Here is a 20,636-nt window from a genome sequence, read left to right on the forward strand (position 1 = left end):
GCATCATTAGTAATTCAGGTTCTTCAGACCAATGCCTGTACGATAACCCTGAATATCGCATTCAGGCCGCTCAGGAAAAGATTCATGGTCAAAATTGCAATAATCGGCGACAAGTCCAACACTCCCCCGATTGGTGGGATGAGCCTTCTGAACGGCTCAAGTATCGGCTCATATATTTTTCCAAGGATTCTTCCGAAAGCAGACTCCCGGAGGCCCGGCAGCCAAGAGCTCAGAATATAGATGATCAACCCCCAGAAAAATATAGGAAAGATGGTGTTTATGAATCTTTGAACGAAAAATACTATATCTATTAACAGTTGGTTATCCAAACTCATTCTCCTTACATTTCTTCAGTCTGATTCTTTTCCTGGCTGATTTCCCCTTTAACACCGACACTATTTGGCGTACATAGGAAAATATCAGCGCCGACCTTTTGGATATCTCCGTCCAAAGCATAGACCGTGCCGCTCAGGAAGTCAACGATGCGCTTTTTCTGGCTGTGATCGACTTTGGAGAGGTTGACGAGAGCCGCCCGTTCATTCTTAAGCTCATCTGCAATATCCTGCGTTTCCGAGAACACTCTCGGTTCAAATAGGCATACTTTTGTATTGCTTGCTTCAGCACTCATCAAAGTAGTCTCCTTGTCCCTTGTATTGGATTGCTTCTTCTGGTGTCTTGGTTCTCCGGACCGGCGGTCTTTCTTCCTGAATGATGGAGAGACCGAGGCACTGCCTTGCTCCATCTGTCGAGGTTCGACAGACCCTTCATTGACTTTTTTCTTTTTTGAATGGTCAAGTTGCGTCACTTTGCTGTTCTGCTGTTTTGGCTTGTTGCTTTCTTCCACGGACTCCTCTTCATCATACTCCACAATGAAGATGTCCTTGAAAAACTTTTTTATGGCCATGGCATTCACCTGCTTCCCATTAGTTTGCTGCCAATGCGTACATAAGTCGCCCCGTGCTTTACTGCAAGGGTGTAATCGTTGCTCATCCCCATGCTGAGTTCGTCGATCTGGACGTTATCCCCATTGACTTCAGCAAGAGAATCACGCAACTCCGCCAGGCGCTGGAATACACCTTCTATCTGGGTCGCATCGTCCGTGTCCGGGGCCATGGTCATCAGACCGATGACTTCCACCTTTTCATAGGATTTCATTCTTTCCAGGAAATCGGGGACATCTTCCGGTGCCAATCCATGTTTGGATGATTCTCCGGATACATTCACCTGTAAGAAGCATTTTACAGCATGAGCGCTGTATTGTTCAATTTTTTTCGCGATGCTTTCCCTATCCAAAGAATGGAGGTAGTTGAGATGCGTAATGACTTCCTTGACCTTACGGGATTGGAGTGTACCTATGAAATGTATTTCAGCATCCTCCGGAAGTGCCTGGCGCTTTTCCAGGAAACCTTCCACACGGTTTTCACCAAAGTGACGGATGCCAGCTTCATAAGCTTCCATCGCCTCATCCACAGTGTGGTATTTCGTCACTGCAATCAAGTTGACGGCTTCACCGATTTCGTTTTTAATATCTTCATAATTCTTTTTGATCATTGTTCTTCCTCCCAATAAAGGCAAGGGCACGTCCCGTATTGCCTTGTTCAATCCTATATGAAAAGAAGGTGCTGGTATCTTCAGTGCCGAGAGGTGTAAGATGAATCTTTTCATTCGGTACACCAGCAAGCCGGGCCTGATGTCCATTCACCTTTTTCAGATCGAGCTTAAAGCCTTCCGCTGTCCGGGTGATGGCACCATCAGGCACACTTGTCCTCCCCAGTGCATCGATGACAGTTTCATCCACTTCATAGCAACTTCCATTGATTGCCACGCCTATAACAATATTCAAGTCTGTCGGATCACCACGATACGATCCAATCAGCTTTCTCGTTATTTCTGATGCAGTTCCCCGCCAGCCTGCATGGGCCAGCCCGATGAAACCATCCGTCTCACTGAAGGCATAGACAGGCACACAGTCTGCGTAATTCATGGCCAGCAGGGTATCCGCATCATATGTATATAGAGCGTCTACTCCTGTAAGCTTATCTGTGCGTCTACGAATATTGGATCCCCCATCTTCAGCATGGACTTCTTTGACGGTACCGCCATGCTGTTGGATTGGAGCGACCCAATTTTCCGGGGGAAAGCCGATATGGCTGGCCAGCACATCCTGGTGATGATGAATGTTTTTAATATCATCATCGATGTATAGAGCCATATTGAACGCTCCTGATGGATAGGGGCTGGTGCCGCCGGTGCGCTTCGTATAGCCGAAAGTGACATTGCCAAGACTATTGCCAACATGATGGCGATAGTTATTGAACTTCATGGTCCACCTCACAAAACAAGTCAGAAAGGGACACCTTTCTGACTTGAAAACTTTTCTATCGTCTGCGTCTCGAACGGTTCCTTAAGAACGTAGGCACTTCGTAATCATCATCCTGCGGCGTGTTGTCTCTAGACTGGAAGTCACGCTCTCTAGGCTCTTCGTTTCTGGAAGGGTTCGGTTGGATGATTGGATCCTTCTTCTCTTCCCTCTCAGGAGAACGGTTGACAGATTTCTCGTTAAAGCCTGTAGCGATGACAGTTACGATGATTTCATCTTCAAGTTCTGGGTTGATCACCGTACCGAAGATCATATTGACGTCTTCATCTGCAGCGTCCTGTACAACGTCCGCCGCTTCTTGGGCTTCAAACAGGGAAAGGGATTCTCCACCTGTGATATTCATGAGCACACCTTGCGCTCCGACAATGGAAGTTTCCAATAATGGGCTGGAAATTGCTTTCTTCGACGCTTCTATTGCACGGTTCTCACCGCTTGAAACACCAATACCCATCAATGCTGAACCTTGGTTGTACATGATCGTCTTAACGTCCGCGAAGTCCAGGTTCACTTCCCCTGAAACCGCGATCAGGTCGGAAATACCCTGAACACCTTGACGGAGCACATTGTCCGCTTCCTTGAATGCTTCCATCATAGGAGTGGATTTATCGACGATATCAAGTAGGCGGTCATTCGGGATGACTATCAGCGTATCGACAGCCGCCTTCATGGCATCAACTCCAGCTGATGCCTGAGTTTGACGCTTCCTGCCTTCGAAAGAGAAAGGACGCGTGACGACGCCGACTGTCAGCGCCCCCATCTCCTTTGCTATTTTAGCGACAACTGGGGCAGCACCTGTGCCCGTGCCGCCGCCCATGCCTGCCGTTACAAAGACCATATCAGCGCCTTGTATCGCGTCTTCGATCTGTTCCCTGGATTCTTCAGCTGCTTTCTTCCCGATATCAGGATTAGCGCCTGCACCCAGTCCACGTGTCAATTTTTCACCAATCTGGATTTTCGATTCTGCCTTCGACAGATTGAGTGCCTGACCATCTGTATTGATGGCGATGAATTCAACATTCTGCATACCGTCGTCTATCATGCGGTTGACTGCGTTGTTACCGCCGCCACCGACACCGATCACTTTAAGTGTTGCCATATGGTTGAAGCCTTGCTCAAATTCTAACATTATTTTATTTCCTCCCAGTCATTCATCTTACTGATTCTACTCGAACAGATTTTTAAAGAGTTTTTTCATATAGCCACGATAGTTTTTGTCTTCACCCTGACGTTTGTCTCCACTATCCCGGTTGTCCAGGTCTTCCGATCTATCCTCATATGAATAATCGGCGTATCCTTCGGAAGTGTTTTTTGGTTGACCCACAGATCCGCTGTCCGCGTCGTGCGATTCCTGCTCTCTGCGCTTGTTGAAGAGTCCAGTGAAGAAGTTTCCTGATGACTCCTCATCAGCGGCATGCCGGACAGTATCCGACTCTGTATCATAATTATCAATTGTAACATATTCAAGGAGTTCATCAAACATTATTCCGCTTGAAACTGTAGCGATGGCGCTCGAAAACTCCGGTTTCCTGGCACCCATTTGATTCGGTATATGAACTCGGACTTTTTCTGATACGAGGTCCTGCATCAGTTCTTTGATGCCAAGAAGGTTTGCTGTGCCCCCTGTAACGACAAAGCCACCACTTACTTTGGTGATCTGATTTTCCTGGAGGACCCCAAAAACATCCATGAAGACTTCTTCCATCCTCATCTCTATGATGTCTGACATATCTTGAGGCGTAATCTCGATATCAGCTTCGCCATCGCGCTGAGGCAGACGCACGATGTCCTCAGCCGAGGCCAGATCATAGAAGGCATGCCCGTAGTGATGTTTCGCTTTTTCTGCAGCCTCCAGGGTAGTATTGAATGCTTCAGACAAATCCTTCGTTATATGCTTGCCGCCTACTGGAAGGCTGCCTGAGGTTTTCAGCGTACCACGCTCATAATACCCAAACTGCGTCAGTTCATGACCGATATCGATGACCACGCCCCCGAGCTCGACCTCTGACTCGCTTAGTACATGCGCATAGTTCACAGCATCGGAATAGACATCAAGTACAGTCAATCCAGCTTCTTCCACGCACTTCACCGCGTTCATTAAAACAGTCCGGCTGGAAAGCAGTATCCCCGCACTGACAAAGAGTGACTGGGTAGCCATCATCTCTTTCGGATCGGAGACTTCGTGGAGGTCGTCCACTTTGAAGTACACCGGGTAGACGGTCACTACTTCCTTATCACTTTGCACAACCCGTTCCCGGATTGTTTCAAGCATATCTTCGATATGGGTTCCGTTTATTTCGGTTGAATTGCCTCCAAAACGGATTTCTTCCTCTGCAAACTTCAATTCCATGCCCGCAATCGGCATTTTCAAAAAGACCTCATCAAAATCGACGCCAGATGAAATCTTTGCTTTTTTCACAGTATCTATAATTGCACTTCTCGTCAGGTCAAAATCTCTTATCGTCCCTTTGGATACGCCATCAGTATACGTCTGTCCAGTACCGATGATGTTGACACCGTCATGGAATTTCTCGCCGACTACGGCTTTGACGCTGTTTGAGCCGATATCCAGGGCGACATAATAATGTTCCTTCAACTCTTCTGCCTCCTAGTAAGCCATTTCACTCTCTTATATAGTTTACAGTATACTTTTTACATTGTGAACTATTTAAACATAATAGTCCAGTATAAATGCGGATCGGCAATCATTCATTTTCTTCGCCGATTGACGTCAGTTGCGACTTCAAGTCACCTAGAGTCTCCTCGATATCTTCGATGTACCGAGGCTTCACCGGGTTCTCATAGATTCCTTTTTTCACATCATCTGCCTCTTCGCTGCCATAAGGGAGGAAACTGCTGCCGATTTCGATATCGATTATGCCCCCACCAGGCTCCCCGATTTCTTCCTGCATGCTCAAGTAGTAATCCATCTTCTCATCGATTGTACGATAATCAGCGACGATTTCCTGGCCATTGTTCATGAAGATATGGATGCGGGTGTCGGTATTTTCTGAGGGGCGGTAATAGATTTCCGAAATCCCCTCAAGAACATCCCTTTCCATCTTGTTCAGATTATCGATTAGCGCATCGAATTCCTGACCTTCAAAAAAATGGAGGATAGGGGCTGTTTCAGGCATGGCCGGGTGGCCCCTCAACACTTGGGCATTCTCGAGGACAGGGTAGAACACATCGCCTGATGCTACATAGGCCACTGACTGGCGCTCTGAGATGGAAACATTTATTGTATTCAGCCACTGCCTCTCAATCGTCACTTCGTCAATTGCCGGAAGCATCGCAATGTTTTCCTCAGCCCGGGAAAGGTTGGCGCTGAACATCTTGTCGCCCTCTTCAAATTGGAGCCGCTCCATCACTTCCTGATCGCTGATCATTTCATTGCCTTCTAAGGCAATCTCTTTTACATCACTTACACTGCTTGCTGCATAATAGATCAGTCCACCAGCCGCAAGGAGCAGTGTGATGATGACACCCAGGAAGAGATGGGCACGGGTGAGTACCGGCATTTTTAGCTTTACTTTCTTTCTTTTCGGTACGCCCTTCCCTTTTTCGGACCCATCATTTTTTGTAGACTTTTCATCCATCCTAAAGGAGATCGTTTTGCCATGATGAAAGGTTTCTACTTCGTCATCTGGAAGAGCTGCTTTTCTGCTTGCTTTGCTTCGAGATGCTACTTTCCTCTTTCCGTTGCCAATGGCCTCTACATTTTTGTCCGCACTCTTTTTTGATGCTTCCACTGGCGGGGGGGGATCCTGCTGTAGCCGTTCTTCTGAGTCGCGTGAATCCCGCTCGCGCTCTCTATGCTTCAACTTCCGCTTCAGCTCATCTATATCATTATGATTGTCCATGGAGTTCCCCCTCTCTATCAGTTGTCGAGTGCTGTAAACCCTTCTTTGAAATGATCACCGCGGGCTTCGAAATCTTTGTACTGGTCCCAGCTGGCACATGCTGGAGAGAAAAGCACAACATCCCCCGGATGTGCATGAGCTGTTGCCCTTATGACACCATCATGCGGGTTTTCCGCCACAATCGAGTCAATGCCGAGTTCATCCGCCAATGAAACGAATTTTTCTTTCATCTCCCCAAATGCGATGATCAGGCGCACATGCTCAAGATCTGGCACGAGTGATTCAAGAGACTGCCCGCGGTCAAGTCCGCCAGCAATCCAGATGACGGGCGAACGGAAACTTTTCAGTGCAAAGGAAGTCGCCAGATTATTTGTCGCCTTGGAATCATTATAATAGCCTACACCTTGGTTAAGCCCCAAATACTCCATACGGTGAGGTATACTCCCGAAGTGCTTCAGGGTTTCGATGACTGCTGTGTCAGAAGCGCCATGGTTTTTAGCGGCCAGTAGTGCCGCCAATATATTCTCATGGTTGTGTTCGCCTTCCAGCAGCACTTCATCAACGCCTATCAGTGAACGCTTCTGGTAGGTGATCATATTATCTTTGATCATGGCTTCTGCGTCACCATCGGTCGAAAAGTATTCGATCGAGAGCCACGTCATATCTTCAACCATATTCCGTTGACGGCCGTTGAAGACGACTTTTTCTTCCTGTCCCATATTCCTGAGCAGATTCAACTTCGCTTTCACATAGTTTTCCTTCGACCCGTGATAGTCAAGATGCGCTTCATAGATATTTGTGAATACCGCGGTATCCGGACGGAAGTCCCTCACACCCATCAGCTGGAAGGATGAAAGTTCCATAACCAATATATTGCCGGGCACAGCTTCTCTTGCAGCCTGGGAAGCCGGGTAGCCTATGTTGCCGCACAATATGGGTTCGAAACCGGAACGTTCCAACATTTCCCCAATCAGGTGCGTCACGGTGGTTTTGCCGTTGGTGCCTGTGATGCCGATGATCGGCACTGGCGAAATATGATACGCAAGCTCCACATCGGTCACTATCGGCACATCTCTTGCCAGCGCTTCTTTTAAAAAATCGATGGTATAAGGAATGCCTGGATTCTTCACAATCAGTTCAATATCGTTCAGCAGACTCACAGGATGATGGCCATCGACTATCTCGACTCCCCAGCCCTTCAACTGCTGGCGGATCCCCTCATCAGAAATCACTTCATTTGTAGTAAGCGTCACATTCGCGCCTAATGCGAGCAATGCAGAGATGGCACTTCTGCCGCTTCTGCCATAACCAAGCACAAGTACTTTCCTATTCTGATAGTCCAACTTCTCCAATCTAGGCCACCCCCAGCAGGACGCCGATGATGCCTGCAACAGCACCAATCGTCCAGAATACGATGACGATCTTCCATTCATTCCAGCCACTGAGTTCGAAATGATGGTGGATAGGCGTCATTTTAAAAATTCTTTTCCCGGTCAATTTAAAAGATGCCACCTGCATCATCACAGAAGCAGTTTCGATGACGAACATGATTCCAATGAGCAGCAACAACAGACTTTCATTAAGTACGATGGATACTGTCGCAATGATGCCCCCGAGGGCGAGCGAACCAGTGTCCCCCATGAACAGCCTTGCCGGATATTTATTGTATAGAAGGAAACCAAGCAATCCGCCGATCAGTATCATCAGGAAGATGACGAGCGTCGTCTCCTCCCGTACCCACGCTATAGCCAGGAAACTTGAGAATGCAATGATTGAGAGGCCTGTCGCCAATCCGTCGAGGCCATCTGTTAGGTTGACCGCATTTGAAAATCCAACTTGCCAGAACACAATCCATACGACGAACAGCACGCCAAGGGGCAGTGTCCAATCTGTTCCTGGAATGCGCAAGGCTGTTTCTATATCCGGAATAGCCTGGGTCATAATGAAATAGACAATCACCGATAGCACAATCTGTGCAAGGAACTTCTGTTTTGAAGATAGGCCCCGGTTGTCCTTTTTTACGACAATGATGTAGTCATCTATAAATCCGATGAGCCCAAATCCGATGGTCACGATGATCATGACCAGCATCTTGTATGTGTCATCCACAAATAGAAGCGCAATCAACGATAATATGATTACCGGAATTAGATATGTAAGGCCACCCATGGTCGGGGTGCCCGTTTTGACCTGATGGCTCTCTGGCCCTTCCTTACGTATCGACTGTCCGAATTTCATCCGCTTAAGCAACGGTATCGTTACGGGAACGAGTACCGTCGTCAATATAAAAGCGGATATTAAAAATAAATAATCCATGATATCCTCCTCTAGTCTTCAGGGTCGTTGGACGACAGGGTGACTTTTAATTCCTGTCCATCCTCTAAAACGATGCCCGGGTCGATCGATTGTCCATTGACATACCCTTCACCTTCTACGGTTACATCCATTCCGGCAAAATCTCCGAACATGATGACTTCCCTCTTTGAAAGCCCCGTCAAATCAGGCATCTTCAGCTGTCCATCAGTTTTGATGAAAAATGTTTCATACGGTAACAGTTTATCATTTTTTGGGTAGTGGTCCACTACTTCTTCGCCCTCTCCCAATATGATCGTCTGTATAGAATCATTTGCCGCTGCGGGCACATCGGAGATCATCTTGCCGGTGTAATCTTCTATCTTTACTGGTTCAGGCGATTCCCCATCTTCTTCGCCGACCGTCAGATATTTCAAGGTCCGCTCCATAAGCGGATTGAAGCCGGGCATTACACCAATATCCCATGTATCCGATTTATTTTTGCTGGCAAGCTTGACGCCATAGTAGACGATGACTTCAGGGTCGTCTTCTGGTGCATACCCGATGAAGGACGTCAGGAATTGATAATCACCCTTCAGATAACCACCCCCATCCGGATCGATGACCTGGGCGGTGCCTGACTTCCCTGCGACTTCATAATCTTCGAGAAGGTATTGCGGATTACGTTCCATCGACCCTCCGACGAATGTATTGATTTCATCCTGTGTCCTATCTGCCGCTTCTTCCGATATCACCTGGCGCACGACAGTTTCGTCATTCTCCTCGATCACTTCACCGCTCTCACTATCAGTGATGGATTCGACGATGTATGGCTTCTTCATTTTGCCGCCATTGAGTATCGCCGTCATGCCTTGGATCATCTGTATCGGTGTCACAGTAGAGGTCTGCCCGAAAGAGGTCGTTTTCCTCTGCAGTTCAGCATCCCATGCCAAGGTTCCTGATTGTTCATTCGGGAATTCTGAGCCTGTCACTTGCCCAAAGCCGAAATCCTTGTAGTATTCGAGCATCTTATCTTCCCCCACTTTTTCCTGGAGGATCATCATCAAGGCGTTTGAGGAGTACTGCATCCCTTCATTATAAGTGATATCGCCCCAGCCCTCGGGCTCCCAATCGTAGATTGTATGGCCGTCGACATCATATGATCCGGATTCATATACTGCATTCGGGTCATAGACTCCAGAATCAATCGCTGCCGCCAGACCGAACACCTTAAAGGTCGAACCGGGTTCAAATGAATGTTGATAGAGCATGTTGAGCCAGCTCTCTCCAAACCCTTCCCGGGTCCTCGGGTTGAATGACGGTCTCTGGCCACTTGCGAGAATTGCTCCAGTCTTGGCATCTGCCACGACCGCAAAAGTCTCCTCAGGCTCAAAATGTTCTTCCATCGTATCGAGGGAATCCTCAAGATACATCTGAATGTTCGAATCGATCGTCAGTTGGACATCCGAGCCATTCTTCGCTTCGGCAACGCTGTCAGTCCCCGGTACGATATACCCCCATAGGTCCTTGAGGTAGTCGAGTCCGCCGTCCTGACCCTTCAGCTTCTCATCGTACGCCCGTTCAATCCCAAGCGATCCCTCGAACTCACCAGTATCCTGATTCTTTTCAGCATAGCCGATGAGGTGTGAGGCGAAATCGCCATTCGGATAGAACCGCTTCGTTTCGGCGATGAAGACGATGCCGGGAATCTCAGCCTCTTCGAGGGTCTTTTTATCGTTATAGGATAATTCGCGTCCTTCTTTGCCAAGCTCAATCTGGAAACGCTCTTCCTCTATACCTTCTTTGATGCGTTTTTCGATCTCATCTTCATCCATATCGATGACTTCTGCAATCTTCTCTGCAGCAGCTTCAGGATCGCTGACGTGGTTCGAGTAGCTGGAGTCCGTAATCAGGGCAATGCGATACGCCTCCATATCGCTCGCCAGAACGTTGCCGTCACGATCCAATATGCGCCCGCGCGCCGCTTCTATCTGTGAGGTGCGTGAGAATTTCTCCTCGCCGTGGGCGACCAGATCTTCATCATCCAGGGATTTGCCTATCATCAAATAGCTGAACTGCCAAAATATACAAACAAAAAGCACTCCTATACCCAGGTAGATTAGGAGCGCGCCAACAGATAGTGTTTTTGTTGTATTTCGTAGCTTGATTCTAATTCTTGCCATACTTCTCAGCAACCTTTACATTTCCATTATCCAGGTCAAGTCCAAGTTCATTTGCTTTTTCATAAATCCTATCGTAGGACGAGAGATCTGTGACCTCCGTCTTCAACTCACTTATTTCGCCTTCCTTGATTGCCGTTTCACTTTCGATTTGGGTAATCTGCGTCTGGACGGTATGGGCCTCCATCTTTAGTGATAAGACGTATATCGCAACAGTTGCGATCAGAACAAAAAGAACGAGATAGGTAAGCGTCTCGATTTTTCCAAGGCCGACGACGCGTCGCTTTCTTTTAGTAGCAGGCTGTTGCTCCCTATGGCTGCCGGGCTGGGACAGGGGTTGCTGATAATGTTCTACTGCCATGTTATCACTCCCTATTTCTGCTTCTCAGCAATTCTCAATTTTGCACTGCGCGCACGCGGGTTATCGAGCACCGCTTCATCGTCTGCAGTGATTGGCTTCTTGTTCACCCGTTTCAATACAGGTTCGTAGGCTTCCGGGATGACGGGCATATTACGCGGCAGTTCGGGCCCTGCTTCATATTCCATGAACATCTGTTTGCAGATTCTGTCTTCCAGGGAATGGAATGTGATGACGGATACCCTCCCATCCTTATTAAGGAGGTCGATCGCCGCTTCGAGTGACCTTTCAAATACCCCAAGCTCATCATTCACCGCTATTCTGAGTGCCTGGAATATCCGCTTGGCTGGATGCCCCCCTGTTCGTCTGAATTTATGGGGGATCTGGGATTTGATGATTTCAGTCAATTGTGTAGTGGTCTCGATAGGCGCCTCAGTCCTGGTGCGTTCTATCTCCCTAGCTATCTTTTTCGAAAATTTTTCTTCTCCGTATCTGAAGAAGAGGCTTACCAACTGGCTGTAGGAATATGTATTTACGATTTCATAGGCATCAAGCGACTGATCCTGGTTCATGCGCATATCGAGTCGCGCTTCCCTGGAGTGGCTGAATCCCCGTTCAGTTACATCAAGCTGCGGACTTGAAACGCCGAGGTCATACATTATGCCATCGACTCTACTGACGTCGAATTTCGCCAGTTCCGCTTTCAAATTCTCAAAATTGGAATGGATAAGTGTAATATTGTCGTTTCCTCTAAATCTTTCCTGTGCGTTCTCTATTGCCCAGGAGTCCTGGTCAAAAGCATATAGATGACCCGTGGTCAATTGTTCCAAGAGATAGGCACTATGGCCTCCGCCACCCAAAGTGGCGTCGATATATGTGCCGTCAGGGCGTATATTCAACCCATCCACTGTCTCTTTCAATAGAACGGTGTCATGTTTGAACATACCCTCACATCCTATAAGTCAAAATCAATCAATTCTTCTGCGATATCCTCATAATGGGCTTCTGAATCATCATAAAATGATGTCCATTTATCCGTATCCCAAATTTCAATCCTATGGGCAACACCGATGACGGTGCATTCTTTTTTCAATCCAGCATATTCCCTCAAGTTAGCGGGGATATTGATTCTCCCCTGCTTGTCCACTTCCACTTCGGCAGCGCCCGAAAAAAACATCCTCATGAATTTTCTGGCGTCTTTCCTGGTAAGCGGCAAAGTACTCATTTTTTGTTCCATCTGGGCCCACTCATCGAGAGGGTAGCCAAATAGACACTGATCAAGGCCTCGGGTGATGATGAAATGTCCTGCGAGTTCGTCCCTGAATTTACTTGGCACTATCAAGCGTCCTTTAGCATCAAGCTGATGCTTGAACTCTCCCATGAACATCTGATCACCTCGCCTATACAAATAATTTACCACATCTCCCCACTATGTACCACAAATAATGTGCTTTCCACTCCAATTAATTTGACACAATAAAAAAGACGGTCCTCATAAAAATGAAGACCGTCCAATATTCTAGATGCCTTTGATGATTGTAAGCTGCGTCGTATAGGCGAGGCGCCCCACTTCGAGATCGATCGGAAACATCCACGGATGATAGATGCGTTCCTGCAGCGATCCGCCCGGCATCAGCCTTTCTGATATTTCTTCCAGATCATTCAATTCCTTGCGCAAAGTACGTTTCACTTCAAGTTGGTACCGCCGTTTCAGGTAACTCAATTGTTTCTTGTGCACCTTCAGATTGGCCTCAATCAGATCACGGTGGGCTTCACGGCCCTCCTTATCCTTCAAGCGGCTGTAATCCGTATCCAGATGATCGGCTATGCTGTCCACTTCGTCGAGGAAAGTGGTATCTGTTGCGGACTCGATCAGGTTCTGCTTTTTAGCTTCGGCATCTGCTGCGAGATTCTCTGAAACCTCCAATCCGTATTTATCGAGAAGTTTGTTGAGCCTCATGTCCTCATGGATGATCTCCATTCTCTTTAGTACGATCGGCATGTTGATATCCATCACTTCAAACACTTTGTGGAGCTCGCCCCAATACTTCACTTCTGCGCCGCCCCCTGCAAATATGAGGGTGTTGAATAGCATTTCCTGCATAAGCGGTCTTGTTACGACATTATTGCTGAATGAGGCAGGATCCTGCTCAAGATATTCAAGTAACGCATCCTTGGATAGCGTACCCTTATCAGTCAGGTAGCTGCCGCCCTGCTGGTCTAATAAAGTACGCGTCGTCCGTGAGCCGGAGAATAGATGCACATTCGTTTCAGTGTCGATTGTTGGGGATAGGTCATGCGCTTCAATGAATTCCTGCTGCCCCTGCCTGAATGCTGCATCGATGGCTTCATGATTTTCTATCATCTTTTTGAACATCGGTGCTTCAAGCTTCCTCACCGCTTCATCATGGGAGTTGAAAATCAACAATCCTGCATCCGCGAAGACATCATGGACGAGCGCGTGGAACAGTTCAGTCCAATACTCATTTTGTTCAATCATCGCTTCTATCTCTGACTTTTTCTCCCTCAGGTAACCTGAATCTCCGCACCCCTCCACTATACGATCGAGAGTGTCTTTCATTGCACTTGGGTCATATCTGTAGAATCCCAGACTCATCGGCACCGTCAGATTCGGTTTATAGGTGATTTTGCGCCGGCGTCTATGGGTATGATCATAGATATGCGTATGGTTCACTTCTTCAAAATCATGGTCTTCGCCTGCTATCCAGAAGACCGGCACTGCCTGATAGTTGTAGTTTTTCTTCACTTCTTCAACCAGCACAAGCAAAGTGAGCATTTTATGCATGATCATGCTGGGACCCATGAAAAGGCCTGCCTGCTGACCGCCGACGATGACCCTGGCGCCTTCCCGGAGGCGTCTAAGGTTATCTTCCTGCTTGTCGCTCAGACCATAGGGTGCCATACCTTCGGCCATGATATCGGCAAGCTTGCCTGTATGCGGATGAATTGATCTTTCCATCACTTTTTCTATACTTTTTTCATCATAGGTCAAGTTTTGATAGAAGGACAGCGTCTGTCTGTCCCTACCGGCGAACCGGTGTGTAAAATCGTCCTGTGTGTAATTCAAACATTCAATTTCCATAATTCGACCCCTTCTCACTCTAATGCTAACTTGATTATAAATATTATGAAGATATAAAACAATTGAACGGTTTCAAAGAAATGTACTATACTAAAGAAAAGGAGAGAATGCAAAATGACAGAAGTGAAGCATCTGGCAATCAACTATAAGACAGTAGAAGAATTCAAAAAATTCCGTGAGTATGGTGCGCAGGAACTGCAGATGAAAAAAGAGCTGGAAGGCAATATCATGGATGCCAATACAGACTCACCGTTCTTTGGCATCTACGTAGGCGACACGCTGGCTGCGCGCATGTGCCTTTACCGAAAAGAAGATGATCATCAGCCCATATTCGATCCACCGCATGATTACATGGTGATATGGAAGCTGGAAGTGCTCGAGAAATATAGGGGCCGCGGCTACGGCAGCAAGCTCATCGACTTCGCCAAAGACTACGGCATTCCAATCAAAGCCATCAGCCGCCAAAATTCACGTGGCTTCTTCGAAGCCCATGGCTTCGAAACGCTGAAGTATGATATCGAGAGGGATATGGCGGAAGACCCCCTGATCTGGTATCCGGAAGGCTTCCATCTCCAATAGCGGCAAACTCCATAGGCCCCATGAAAAAGACGCTGGCAAAATTGCCAGCGTCTTTTTCTAAATCAATTATTTAGCTGTAACTTCTTCACCTTTATAGCTGCCGCATTCTTTACATACACGGTGGGAAAGTTTCATTTCTCCACAGTTTGGACATTCTACCATGCCTGGTACAGAAAGCTTCAGGTGGGTACGACGTTTTCTTTTACGCGTAATCGAGGTTCTTCTCTTTGGTACCGCCATTTCTATTCCTCCTTGTTATCACTGTCGTCCAACAGTGATTTTAGCTTTGATAGTCTTGGATCCACGCTCGCCCGCTCATTCTCGAAAGTCTCTTCATCAGTCACGGACCATTCATTGCCACCGCTCAGCGGTTCATCGCTTTCGGTGATGACAAAGGGTATGTTGACGATGATGAGTTCCTTGATGATCGGTTCCAGATCTAAAGTGTGGGTCACTGGATGAACATTTTCAGCGAGATCATCCGCCTCTTCCACATCCTCGTCGAAAATCTCCTCCGCTTCGATGTGAAGCGGCACTTGGATATCTTCGCTTGTGCGGCTGTCCAACATATTGACCACCGTCTCTATGGTTAAATCAGCCATGATCTGGCGATTACGGACATGAAGGACGCCTTCGACGGACACTTCGTCCACTGAAGTGACATCTTTCCGATCCGTCATCTCTTTAAACTGGACCTTTTCGTTTACAGCGATTGAATCCTGATTGAACTTTTTCAGTTGCGTCAATGACCATCTCATATAGTTTTCACCTCTTATGAGCACAAAAAATATTGTACCTTTCTAACAGTACTCTGTCAAGTTTTTTTCTTAACATCACTAATGATTCTGCCCCATTTCTGATACAATGGAATCGAATGGAAAGGAGCACTATTATGATTATCACATCTTTGATTACAGAGTACAATCCCTTTCATAATGGACATATCCATCATATTGAGGCATCGAAGCGTCTGACCGGAGCCGATGTCACCATTGCCATCATGTCGGGGAATTTCACGCAACGTGGTGAAATTGCAGTGACGGATAAATTCAAAAGGGCGAAAGCTGCAATCGGGCACGTCGATCTTGTGGTCGAATTGCCGTTCATCAACGCCGTCAGCTTTGCAGATGATTTTGCGTTGGGCGGCGTCCACATTGCGAAGCTGCTGAAGAGCGATAACATCGTCTTTGGCAGCGAATCGGGTGACATTGCGGAATTGTCGAGGCTGCAATCCCTGATGGAAGACGCAGACATCCGTTCATCCATGCAGATGTTGCAGAAGAAAGGCTACAGCTATCCAAGAGCCCTCGCTGCATCGCTGCAGACGGAGTTGTTTGAAGGGGCCAATGATATTCTCGGATTGTCCTACTTGAAAGCCCTGGAAAAGCTGCAATCGGATATAACCCCCCATACAATCAGAAGGGTCGGCAATGATTATAATGACCCTGCCCTGTCCGAGCGGCGCTTCTCCAGCGCAACCAGCCTGAGGAATGCCCTTTGGGAAGGTAATATAGAAGGTGCATCACGTTTCATGCCCGCCACACTTGCACAGGAGATCCACAAAGATGGCCCCCTGACCAATGAAGTCCTGTTCCCTTCACTGAAACTCCTGATCCATAGGAGCACACCGGAAGAACTGCGCAACATCTACACGATGACCGAAGGTCTCGAACATAGGCTGATTTCCAGGATAAGGAGACATTCGACTTACGCATCATTCCTGGAGGATGTCAAAACGAAACGATATACACGCACACGCCTCAACCGCCTGATGCTCTACATCCTCTTCAACCTGACCAGTACAAAGGTGGAAGGTTATTCCTTGCCGCAGGCTGTCAGGGTGCTCGCCATGAACAGGCATGGGCAGGCCTACCTGAAGACACTATCCCAAGACCTGGAGATCATCACCAATGTAAACAGCACCAACCGCCATCACATCCAAAATGAGATAACGGCGACTGATGTCCATAATATTTTCAGTGGCTCAAAGCACAACGACTACAACACACCCGTCATCATTGAGGATTGAATTTGCCCCGCAGTGCCGATTCCACCTGCGGTGGCACCACATCTTCTATTTTGCCGCCGTACTTCGCGACTTCCTTGACCATTGAGGAGGAAATGAATGAATAGTTGTTGTTGGTCATCATATAGATCGTCTCAATCGTACTGTTCAATTTCCTGTTCATGGAAGTCAGCTGCATTTCATATTCAAAATCACTGACGGCACGCAAGCCCCGCACGATTGCCTGTGCCTCCACTTCCTCACAGAAATCGATCAGCAGTCCGTTGAAGATGCGCACTTCAACATTCGGCAGACCCTTCGTCACCTCGTTGATCAGCTCCACTCGCTCTTGTGGCGTAAATAGTCCTTCCTTGGCAGAGTTCTTCAGGACGGAGACATAGACTACATCAAATATTCGACTCGCCCTTTCGATAATATCGATATGGCCGTATGTGATTGGATCAAAACTCCCGGGGCATACTGCAATTCTTTTCATGATTGTCCTCCTTCTTTCTTCAGTATATTGATTCGAATCGTACCGTATACTGCTTCCCTGATGCTCGTATAGCCTTCTTCTGCATATCTTTCATCCTTATGTGTCTCGACCACTATACGTCCTCTTGCATCCAACACTTTAAGCTCCTTTATGTACATGAGCGCCTCCTCGGCCATTCCCTTGTGATAAGGCGGGTCGAGGAAAATGAGATCGAACTGACGGTCGCGTTTGGCCATCGCTTTCAGGGCGCGCCGGTAATCATTCCTGTAGATTTCCACATCTTCATCCAGCTCATCCGTATTTTTTCTCACCATCTTGACTGCGTCGCCCGCTCCGTCTATAAACATGGCGGAAGAAGCACCACGGCTCAACGCCTCGATGCCGAGTGCCCCGCTTCCTGCAAACAGGTCGAGCACCCTCCCCTCTACCGGACCGAGGATATTGAAGATGTTCTCCCTCACCTTGTCTGACGTAGGCCTTGTATCCTGCGATTTCAAAGTCGAAATTGCCTTTGATTTATATTTGCCGCTGATTATTCTCATAGGTGATTCCTTTCTTTCCCTTAATCCTTCATTTAAAATGGAATCGGGAGCTGATTAATGATGCAAAAATTCATTGTACTTGGAGAAGGCTACGGGGATATATTTGAACTCGAAGCCATCATAGAACATAACCATCACCGGATCGATAAAGGCATATTCCTTCATGCGGATGAGCGGCCTGCTACATTCGTCCTAGTGATGAAGCCTGTCCGGGGGAATTTCCAGGCCCTATATACCATCTATCAGGGTGTACCATATAAAGATGGTTCCGGCAGGAAGTATCAAATGATATCCGAATGGTGTACGGCGCATGACCTGTCCGTCATTGAGTTCAAGACGCGCGATCCGGAGGACTTCCACGATAAAGAGCAGTTTTTCCAATATATCACCGGCGTCTTAAGGTTGAACAACTTGATACCGCCGCTCACCTGATGTATCAGATGACGCGGTAATCTTTAGGTTCATAGTTTTCAGCGTTGTACTCCCGTTGGATGTGCGGATATTCCGACACAAGGACATCTTCGACGTATTTCAGGCTGTTCAATGTCTGAATGGTTTGGTCAAGCTCTGATTCGTATATATATAGAAGTAGATACTTCTTATCTTTATTTACATATATCAGGTGGCCGTGCCGTTTCAATTGTCGGATGAACTTATTTTGTTTAAAATAAATATATATGCCGATGCGTTTCTCAAGCATATTACCCCACCTTATAAAATTTTATAAAGTTATGATACCATGTAAATGAGAAGTTTTAAATGAAACTATAACTGGAGGCAGTAATCATGAAGAAATGTACAAAAAGCCTTTTGACAACAATTGGATTAGCGGGCGGAGCGGTCGGTGGCCTGTGGATCGGCACAAAATTGACATCCGAGCAGGAAATCCGCGACATCAAGCCATACTTCAGGCATCGCTCACCTTATATCCTCGCGCATCGCGGCGGTATGGGACTTGCGCCGGAACACACAGTTGCAGCATTCAACAAATCTGCTGAGTTTGGTGTAGACGGGTTTGAAATTGACATCCGCATGACCAAGGATGAAGAAATTGTCGTCTTCCATGATGTCTATGTAGACCGTACGTCGAATGGTGCAGGCCGTATCAGTGAGCTGACTCTGGACGAACTGAAGGAACTCGATTTCGGCTACCATTTCAGAGATGCAGAAGGCAGCCACCCATACAGGGGCAGCGATGAAGCCAAAATCATGACACTTAGGGAACTCCTCAAGAAATATCCCGATATGCTCATCAACATAGACATCAAAGATGATCCGGATACTTATGAGGGTAGTCTGATACCAAGCCTGCTCTATCGTCTGATTGATGAGTCGGACGCCAGTGACAGAGTACTCATCACGAGCTTCTATGATGATCAGATCGATCGTTTCAGGCTCTATTCAGGAGACGATATCGCACTTGGTGCCGGCGAAGATCAGGTACGCAATGCCTACTTGGCCTATGCGAGCGGCTTCGGCCACTTATTCAATCCGAAAGCCGACACATTACAGATGCCGGCAAAGCACAACAATATCCCGCTTGATAAAGAGGGATTCATCGAATACCTCCAAAGCTTGAATGTCGCAGTCGGCTACTGGGTCATAAACGAAATGGATCAGATGGATGAACTGATTCAAAAAGGTGCCCATACAATCGTCACAGACTACCCGGACATCAGCAGCCATCTGTTGAAACAGCGTTACTGATTAAATGAGGGTTCCCCCGAAGCGGGGGAACCCTCATTTTTATTCTAGCCTGCTGTCTGGCAGCCACAACTGCCGCCTGTTGCACATCCCGATTCATTGGCCATCGAAAAGAACGGGTTGCTGCTGACCACATTGACATGATCGCTGATGCTGGAACTGATATGGAAAAGCACTTCATCCAGCATTTCCTGCAGTTGGAACTCTGCCCGTCTATATTCCATCACTACCGGGTGCATATCAAGCGTTTTTTTAAAATCATTGAGCTCACGGCGCTTCGCACTGAAATCAGGATGATATTTGCCGAAACGGCTGACTTCCTCGAAATCCACTTTCATTCTGTTGAATTCGGAAATGAGCGCAGCGACCTCGGTGTCTTCTTCGAGCAATCTACTGTATCGGCAATAATATTTATATATATCGGTCTCGCGGACCATCGCATTCAAATGGTCTATTCGATCCATTACTTCCATTTCTATATCTGTCGTCATATTGAACACCTCCCATACATAGTATCACAATGGTGCTGGGGGCTGCCACCAATTTTCAGGGTCTGTATAAATACCATTTGCAACTATACTTGGAATAGATTAAAATTAGATTAATGGTAAAAATGTTTAGGGAGGAAAATTCATGGTTTTTGAAAATTCTACTCTTGAGACGATGATCGTGTCTCAGGATATCTTACAGAATGTAATGAACAAGAACGGTCTAGTGCTTGGAGGGTCATGGGATTATGAACGCATGACTTTCGACTATAAGTATGAAGTGCCTGAAGGCATCTACTATCTCCGCATACCTGGATATGCCGTGGAAGGTGATGTTGGTGCAAGAAACGCTGTCCTCCAGCTCATGGATCCATATATGGGTAAACACTACTACCCTACGGGTGTTGAGTATGGAAGCGACGAACACTTCCCTGAACGACTGGTCGACCACGCTGTCAAAAAGATCCGTACAATTGCTGATGAACTGAAAAGCCTCATCTAAAAAAAGACTGGAAGCATTGAATGATCTGAACCCTATCAAGTTGACAGATGAAATAATATAAATGTTTCCCGCCTGAGAATGGAGATTCTCAGGCGCTTTTCTATGCCGCCAATGCCCTGAATTCCAGCGGACTCAATCCCTTGAATT

The 20,636-nt window shown here is 47.2% G+C and carries 25 protein-coding genes; 5 read left to right on the forward strand and 20 right to left on the reverse strand.

Annotation, left to right across the window (positions count from 1 at the left end):
• Positions 1-23 precede the first annotated feature (23 nt).
• The 14 genes from ACFFLE_RS10165 to bshC form a co-directional block, all read right to left on the reverse strand.
• Complete coding sequence (locus ACFFLE_RS10165) at positions 24-329, reverse strand: YggT family protein (RefSeq protein WP_380571701.1); 306 nt, start codon at positions 327-329, stop codon at positions 24-26.
• Between the two features lie 11 nt (positions 330-340).
• Complete coding sequence (locus ACFFLE_RS10170) at positions 341-904, reverse strand: cell division protein SepF (protein WP_380571704.1); 564 nt, start codon at positions 902-904, stop codon at positions 341-343.
• A 5-nt stretch (positions 905-909) separates the two neighbouring features.
• Positions 910-1,551 carry a YggS family pyridoxal phosphate-dependent enzyme gene (locus ACFFLE_RS10175; protein ID WP_380571706.1) on the reverse strand — a complete coding sequence of 214 codons (642 nt, stop codon included), beginning with the start codon at positions 1,549-1,551 and terminating at the stop codon, positions 910-912.
• Positions 1,532-2,323: a purine nucleoside phosphorylase YfiH/LACC1 family protein gene (locus ACFFLE_RS10180; protein WP_380571709.1), complete on the reverse strand. Its 792-nt coding sequence runs from the start codon at positions 2,321-2,323 to the stop codon at positions 1,532-1,534. Before ACFFLE_RS10180 ends, ACFFLE_RS10175 begins: the two co-directional genes overlap by 20 nt.
• A gap of 55 nt (positions 2,324-2,378) precedes the next feature.
• Positions 2,379-3,506 (reverse strand): cell division protein FtsZ, encoded by a 1,128-nt coding sequence (gene ftsZ / locus ACFFLE_RS10185; RefSeq protein WP_380571711.1) that lies wholly within the window; start codon positions 3,504-3,506, stop codon positions 2,379-2,381.
• A gap of 36 nt (positions 3,507-3,542) precedes the next feature.
• The gene (gene ftsA / locus ACFFLE_RS10190; protein ID WP_380571713.1) at positions 3,543-4,973 is read right to left on the reverse strand and encodes a cell division protein FtsA; all 1,431 of its coding nucleotides are present in this window, start codon (positions 4,971-4,973) and stop codon (positions 3,543-3,545) included.
• A gap of 109 nt (positions 4,974-5,082) precedes the next feature.
• Complete coding sequence (locus ACFFLE_RS10195) at positions 5,083-6,240, reverse strand: cell division protein FtsQ/DivIB (protein WP_380571715.1); 1,158 nt, start codon at positions 6,238-6,240, stop codon at positions 5,083-5,085.
• Positions 6,241-6,257: 17 nt separating this feature from the next.
• Complete coding sequence (murD, locus tag ACFFLE_RS10200) at positions 6,258-7,592, reverse strand: UDP-N-acetylmuramoyl-L-alanine--D-glutamate ligase (protein WP_380571717.1); 1,335 nt, start codon at positions 7,590-7,592, stop codon at positions 6,258-6,260.
• A gap of 1 nt (position 7,593) precedes the next feature.
• Positions 7,594-8,556: a phospho-N-acetylmuramoyl-pentapeptide-transferase gene (gene mraY, locus ACFFLE_RS10205; protein WP_380571719.1), complete on the reverse strand. Its 963-nt coding sequence runs from the start codon at positions 8,554-8,556 to the stop codon at positions 7,594-7,596.
• An 11-nt stretch (positions 8,557-8,567) separates the two neighbouring features.
• The gene (locus ACFFLE_RS10210; RefSeq protein ID WP_380571721.1) at positions 8,568-10,715 is read right to left on the reverse strand and encodes a penicillin-binding transpeptidase domain-containing protein; all 2,148 of its coding nucleotides are present in this window, start codon (positions 10,713-10,715) and stop codon (positions 8,568-8,570) included.
• A complete protein-coding gene (ftsL, locus tag ACFFLE_RS10215; protein ID WP_380571723.1) occupies positions 10,702-11,073 on the reverse strand; it encodes a cell division protein FtsL in 372 nt (123 codons plus the stop codon). Before ftsL ends, ACFFLE_RS10210 begins: the two co-directional genes overlap by 14 nt.
• A gap of 11 nt (positions 11,074-11,084) precedes the next feature.
• Complete coding sequence (gene rsmH, locus ACFFLE_RS10220) at positions 11,085-12,014, reverse strand: 16S rRNA (cytosine(1402)-N(4))-methyltransferase RsmH (RefSeq protein WP_380571725.1); 930 nt, start codon at positions 12,012-12,014, stop codon at positions 11,085-11,087.
• A gap of 11 nt (positions 12,015-12,025) precedes the next feature.
• Positions 12,026-12,457 carry a division/cell wall cluster transcriptional repressor MraZ gene (gene mraZ / locus ACFFLE_RS10225; RefSeq protein ID WP_380572129.1) on the reverse strand — a complete coding sequence of 144 codons (432 nt, stop codon included), beginning with the start codon at positions 12,455-12,457 and terminating at the stop codon, positions 12,026-12,028.
• A gap of 132 nt (positions 12,458-12,589) precedes the next feature.
• Positions 12,590-14,173: a bacillithiol biosynthesis cysteine-adding enzyme BshC gene (bshC, locus tag ACFFLE_RS10230; RefSeq protein WP_380571727.1), complete on the reverse strand. Its 1,584-nt coding sequence runs from the start codon at positions 14,171-14,173 to the stop codon at positions 12,590-12,592.
• Positions 14,174-14,287: 114 nt separating this feature from the next.
• On the opposite strand from bshC, the gene ACFFLE_RS10235 reads away from it, so the two are divergent.
• Positions 14,288-14,752, forward strand: coding sequence for an N-acetyltransferase (locus ACFFLE_RS10235; protein ID WP_380571729.1), 465 nt, complete (start codon positions 14,288-14,290; stop codon positions 14,750-14,752).
• A 66-nt stretch (positions 14,753-14,818) separates the two neighbouring features.
• On the opposite strand, the gene rpmF is transcribed toward ACFFLE_RS10235, so the two are convergent.
• Positions 14,819-14,992 (reverse strand): 50S ribosomal protein L32, encoded by a 174-nt coding sequence (gene rpmF / locus ACFFLE_RS10240; RefSeq protein ID WP_380571732.1) that lies wholly within the window; start codon positions 14,990-14,992, stop codon positions 14,819-14,821.
• 2 nt (positions 14,993-14,994) lie between these two features.
• Positions 14,995-15,510, reverse strand: coding sequence for a YceD family protein (locus ACFFLE_RS10245; protein WP_380571734.1), 516 nt, complete (start codon positions 15,508-15,510; stop codon positions 14,995-14,997).
• Between the two features lie 134 nt (positions 15,511-15,644).
• Between ACFFLE_RS10245 and ACFFLE_RS10250 the strand changes: the two genes are divergently transcribed.
• Positions 15,645-16,781: a nucleotidyltransferase gene (locus ACFFLE_RS10250; RefSeq protein WP_380571736.1), complete on the forward strand. Its 1,137-nt coding sequence runs from the start codon at positions 15,645-15,647 to the stop codon at positions 16,779-16,781.
• On the opposite strand, the gene coaD is transcribed toward ACFFLE_RS10250, so the two are convergent.
• A complete protein-coding gene (gene coaD, locus ACFFLE_RS10255) occupies positions 16,768-17,253 on the reverse strand; it encodes a pantetheine-phosphate adenylyltransferase (RefSeq protein WP_380571738.1) in 486 nt (161 codons plus the stop codon). The genes ACFFLE_RS10250 and coaD overlap by 14 nt on opposite strands.
• The gene (gene rsmD, locus ACFFLE_RS10260; RefSeq protein ID WP_380571740.1) at positions 17,250-17,795 is read right to left on the reverse strand and encodes a 16S rRNA (guanine(966)-N(2))-methyltransferase RsmD; all 546 of its coding nucleotides are present in this window, start codon (positions 17,793-17,795) and stop codon (positions 17,250-17,252) included. The genes coaD and rsmD overlap by 4 nt, the downstream gene beginning before the upstream one ends.
• 57 nt (positions 17,796-17,852) lie before the next feature.
• Here rsmD and ACFFLE_RS10265 point away from each other — a divergent pair, with 57 nt between their 5' ends.
• On the forward strand, positions 17,853-18,227 hold the full coding sequence (locus ACFFLE_RS10265; protein ID WP_380571742.1) for a DUF7147 family protein: 375 nt from the start codon (positions 17,853-17,855) through the stop codon (positions 18,225-18,227).
• Positions 18,228-18,231: 4 nt separating this feature from the next.
• Here the strand turns inward: ACFFLE_RS10265 and ACFFLE_RS10270 are convergent, their stop codons facing one another.
• On the reverse strand, positions 18,232-18,495 hold the full coding sequence (locus tag ACFFLE_RS10270) for a DUF2129 domain-containing protein (protein ID WP_380571744.1): 264 nt from the start codon (positions 18,493-18,495) through the stop codon (positions 18,232-18,234).
• Positions 18,496-18,581: 86 nt separating this feature from the next.
• Here ACFFLE_RS10270 and ACFFLE_RS10275 point away from each other — a divergent pair, with 86 nt between their 5' ends.
• Positions 18,582-19,502 carry a glycerophosphodiester phosphodiesterase family protein gene (locus ACFFLE_RS10275; protein WP_380571745.1) on the forward strand — a complete coding sequence of 307 codons (921 nt, stop codon included), beginning with the start codon at positions 18,582-18,584 and terminating at the stop codon, positions 19,500-19,502.
• A gap of 44 nt (positions 19,503-19,546) precedes the next feature.
• On the opposite strand, the gene ACFFLE_RS10280 is transcribed toward ACFFLE_RS10275, so the two are convergent.
• Positions 19,547-19,990, reverse strand: coding sequence for a YlbF/YmcA family competence regulator (locus ACFFLE_RS10280; protein WP_380571746.1), 444 nt, complete (start codon positions 19,988-19,990; stop codon positions 19,547-19,549).
• 142 nt (positions 19,991-20,132) lie between these two features.
• Between ACFFLE_RS10280 and ACFFLE_RS10285 the strand changes: the two genes are divergently transcribed.
• On the forward strand, positions 20,133-20,489 hold the full coding sequence (locus tag ACFFLE_RS10285) for a YugN family protein (protein WP_344701204.1): 357 nt from the start codon (positions 20,133-20,135) through the stop codon (positions 20,487-20,489).
• Positions 20,490-20,636 lie beyond the last annotated feature (147 nt).

The organism is Salinicoccus siamensis, assembly GCF_042429615.1.
GTDB lineage: Bacteria > Bacillota > Bacilli > Staphylococcales > Salinicoccaceae > Salinicoccus > Salinicoccus siamensis.

What these genes read in the sequence shown, in the direction of transcription:
- ACFFLE_RS10170 (WP_380571704.1), bottom strand. Translation starts at nt 904, where the DNA reads ATGGCCATAAAAAAGTTTTTCAAGGACATCTTCATTGTGGAGTATGAT.
- ACFFLE_RS10175 (WP_380571706.1), bottom strand. Translation starts at nt 1,551, where the DNA reads ATGATCAAAAAGAATTATGAAGATATTAAAAACGAAATCGGTGAAGCC.
- ACFFLE_RS10180 (WP_380571709.1), bottom strand. Translation starts at nt 2,323, where the DNA reads ATGAAGTTCAATAACTATCGCCATCATGTTGGCAATAGTCTTGGCAAT.
- ftsZ (WP_380571711.1), bottom strand. Translation starts at nt 3,506, where the DNA reads ATGTTAGAATTTGAGCAAGGCTTCAACCATATGGCAACACTTAAAGTG.
- ACFFLE_RS10195 (WP_380571715.1), bottom strand. Translation starts at nt 6,240, where the DNA reads ATGGACAATCATAATGATATAGATGAGCTGAAGCGGAAGTTGAAGCAT.
- mraY (WP_380571719.1), bottom strand. Translation starts at nt 8,556, where the DNA reads ATGGATTATTTATTTTTAATATCCGCTTTTATATTGACGACGGTACTC.
- ACFFLE_RS10210 (WP_380571721.1), bottom strand. Translation starts at nt 10,715, where the DNA reads ATGGCAAGAATTAGAATCAAGCTACGAAATACAACAAAAACACTATCT.
- ftsL (WP_380571723.1), bottom strand. Translation starts at nt 11,073, where the DNA reads ATGGCAGTAGAACATTATCAGCAACCCCTGTCCCAGCCCGGCAGCCAT.
- rsmH (WP_380571725.1), bottom strand. Translation starts at nt 12,014, where the DNA reads ATGTTCAAACATGACACCGTTCTATTGAAAGAGACAGTGGATGGGTTG.
- mraZ (WP_380572129.1), bottom strand. Translation starts at nt 12,457, where the DNA reads ATGTTCATGGGAGAGTTCAAGCATCAGCTTGATGCTAAAGGACGCTTG.
- bshC (WP_380571727.1), bottom strand. Translation starts at nt 14,173, where the DNA reads ATGGAAATTGAATGTTTGAATTACACACAGGACGATTTTACACACCGG.
- ACFFLE_RS10235 (WP_380571729.1), top strand. Translation starts at nt 14,288, where the DNA reads ATGACAGAAGTGAAGCATCTGGCAATCAACTATAAGACAGTAGAAGAA.
- rpmF (WP_380571732.1), bottom strand. Translation starts at nt 14,992, where the DNA reads ATGGCGGTACCAAAGAGAAGAACCTCGATTACGCGTAAAAGAAAACGT.
- ACFFLE_RS10245 (WP_380571734.1), bottom strand. Translation starts at nt 15,510, where the DNA reads ATGAGATGGTCATTGACGCAACTGAAAAAGTTCAATCAGGATTCAATC.
- ACFFLE_RS10250 (WP_380571736.1), top strand. Translation starts at nt 15,645, where the DNA reads ATGATTATCACATCTTTGATTACAGAGTACAATCCCTTTCATAATGGA.
- coaD (WP_380571738.1), bottom strand. Translation starts at nt 17,253, where the DNA reads ATGAAAAGAATTGCAGTATGCCCCGGGAGTTTTGATCCAATCACATAC.
- rsmD (WP_380571740.1), bottom strand. Translation starts at nt 17,795, where the DNA reads ATGAGAATAATCAGCGGCAAATATAAATCAAAGGCAATTTCGACTTTG.
- ACFFLE_RS10265 (WP_380571742.1), top strand. Translation starts at nt 17,853, where the DNA reads ATGATGCAAAAATTCATTGTACTTGGAGAAGGCTACGGGGATATATTT.
- ACFFLE_RS10270 (WP_380571744.1), bottom strand. Translation starts at nt 18,495, where the DNA reads ATGCTTGAGAAACGCATCGGCATATATATTTATTTTAAACAAAATAAG.
- ACFFLE_RS10275 (WP_380571745.1), top strand. Translation starts at nt 18,582, where the DNA reads ATGAAGAAATGTACAAAAAGCCTTTTGACAACAATTGGATTAGCGGGC.
- ACFFLE_RS10280 (WP_380571746.1), bottom strand. Translation starts at nt 19,990, where the DNA reads ATGACGACAGATATAGAAATGGAAGTAATGGATCGAATAGACCATTTG.
- ACFFLE_RS10285 (WP_344701204.1), top strand. Translation starts at nt 20,133, where the DNA reads ATGGTTTTTGAAAATTCTACTCTTGAGACGATGATCGTGTCTCAGGAT.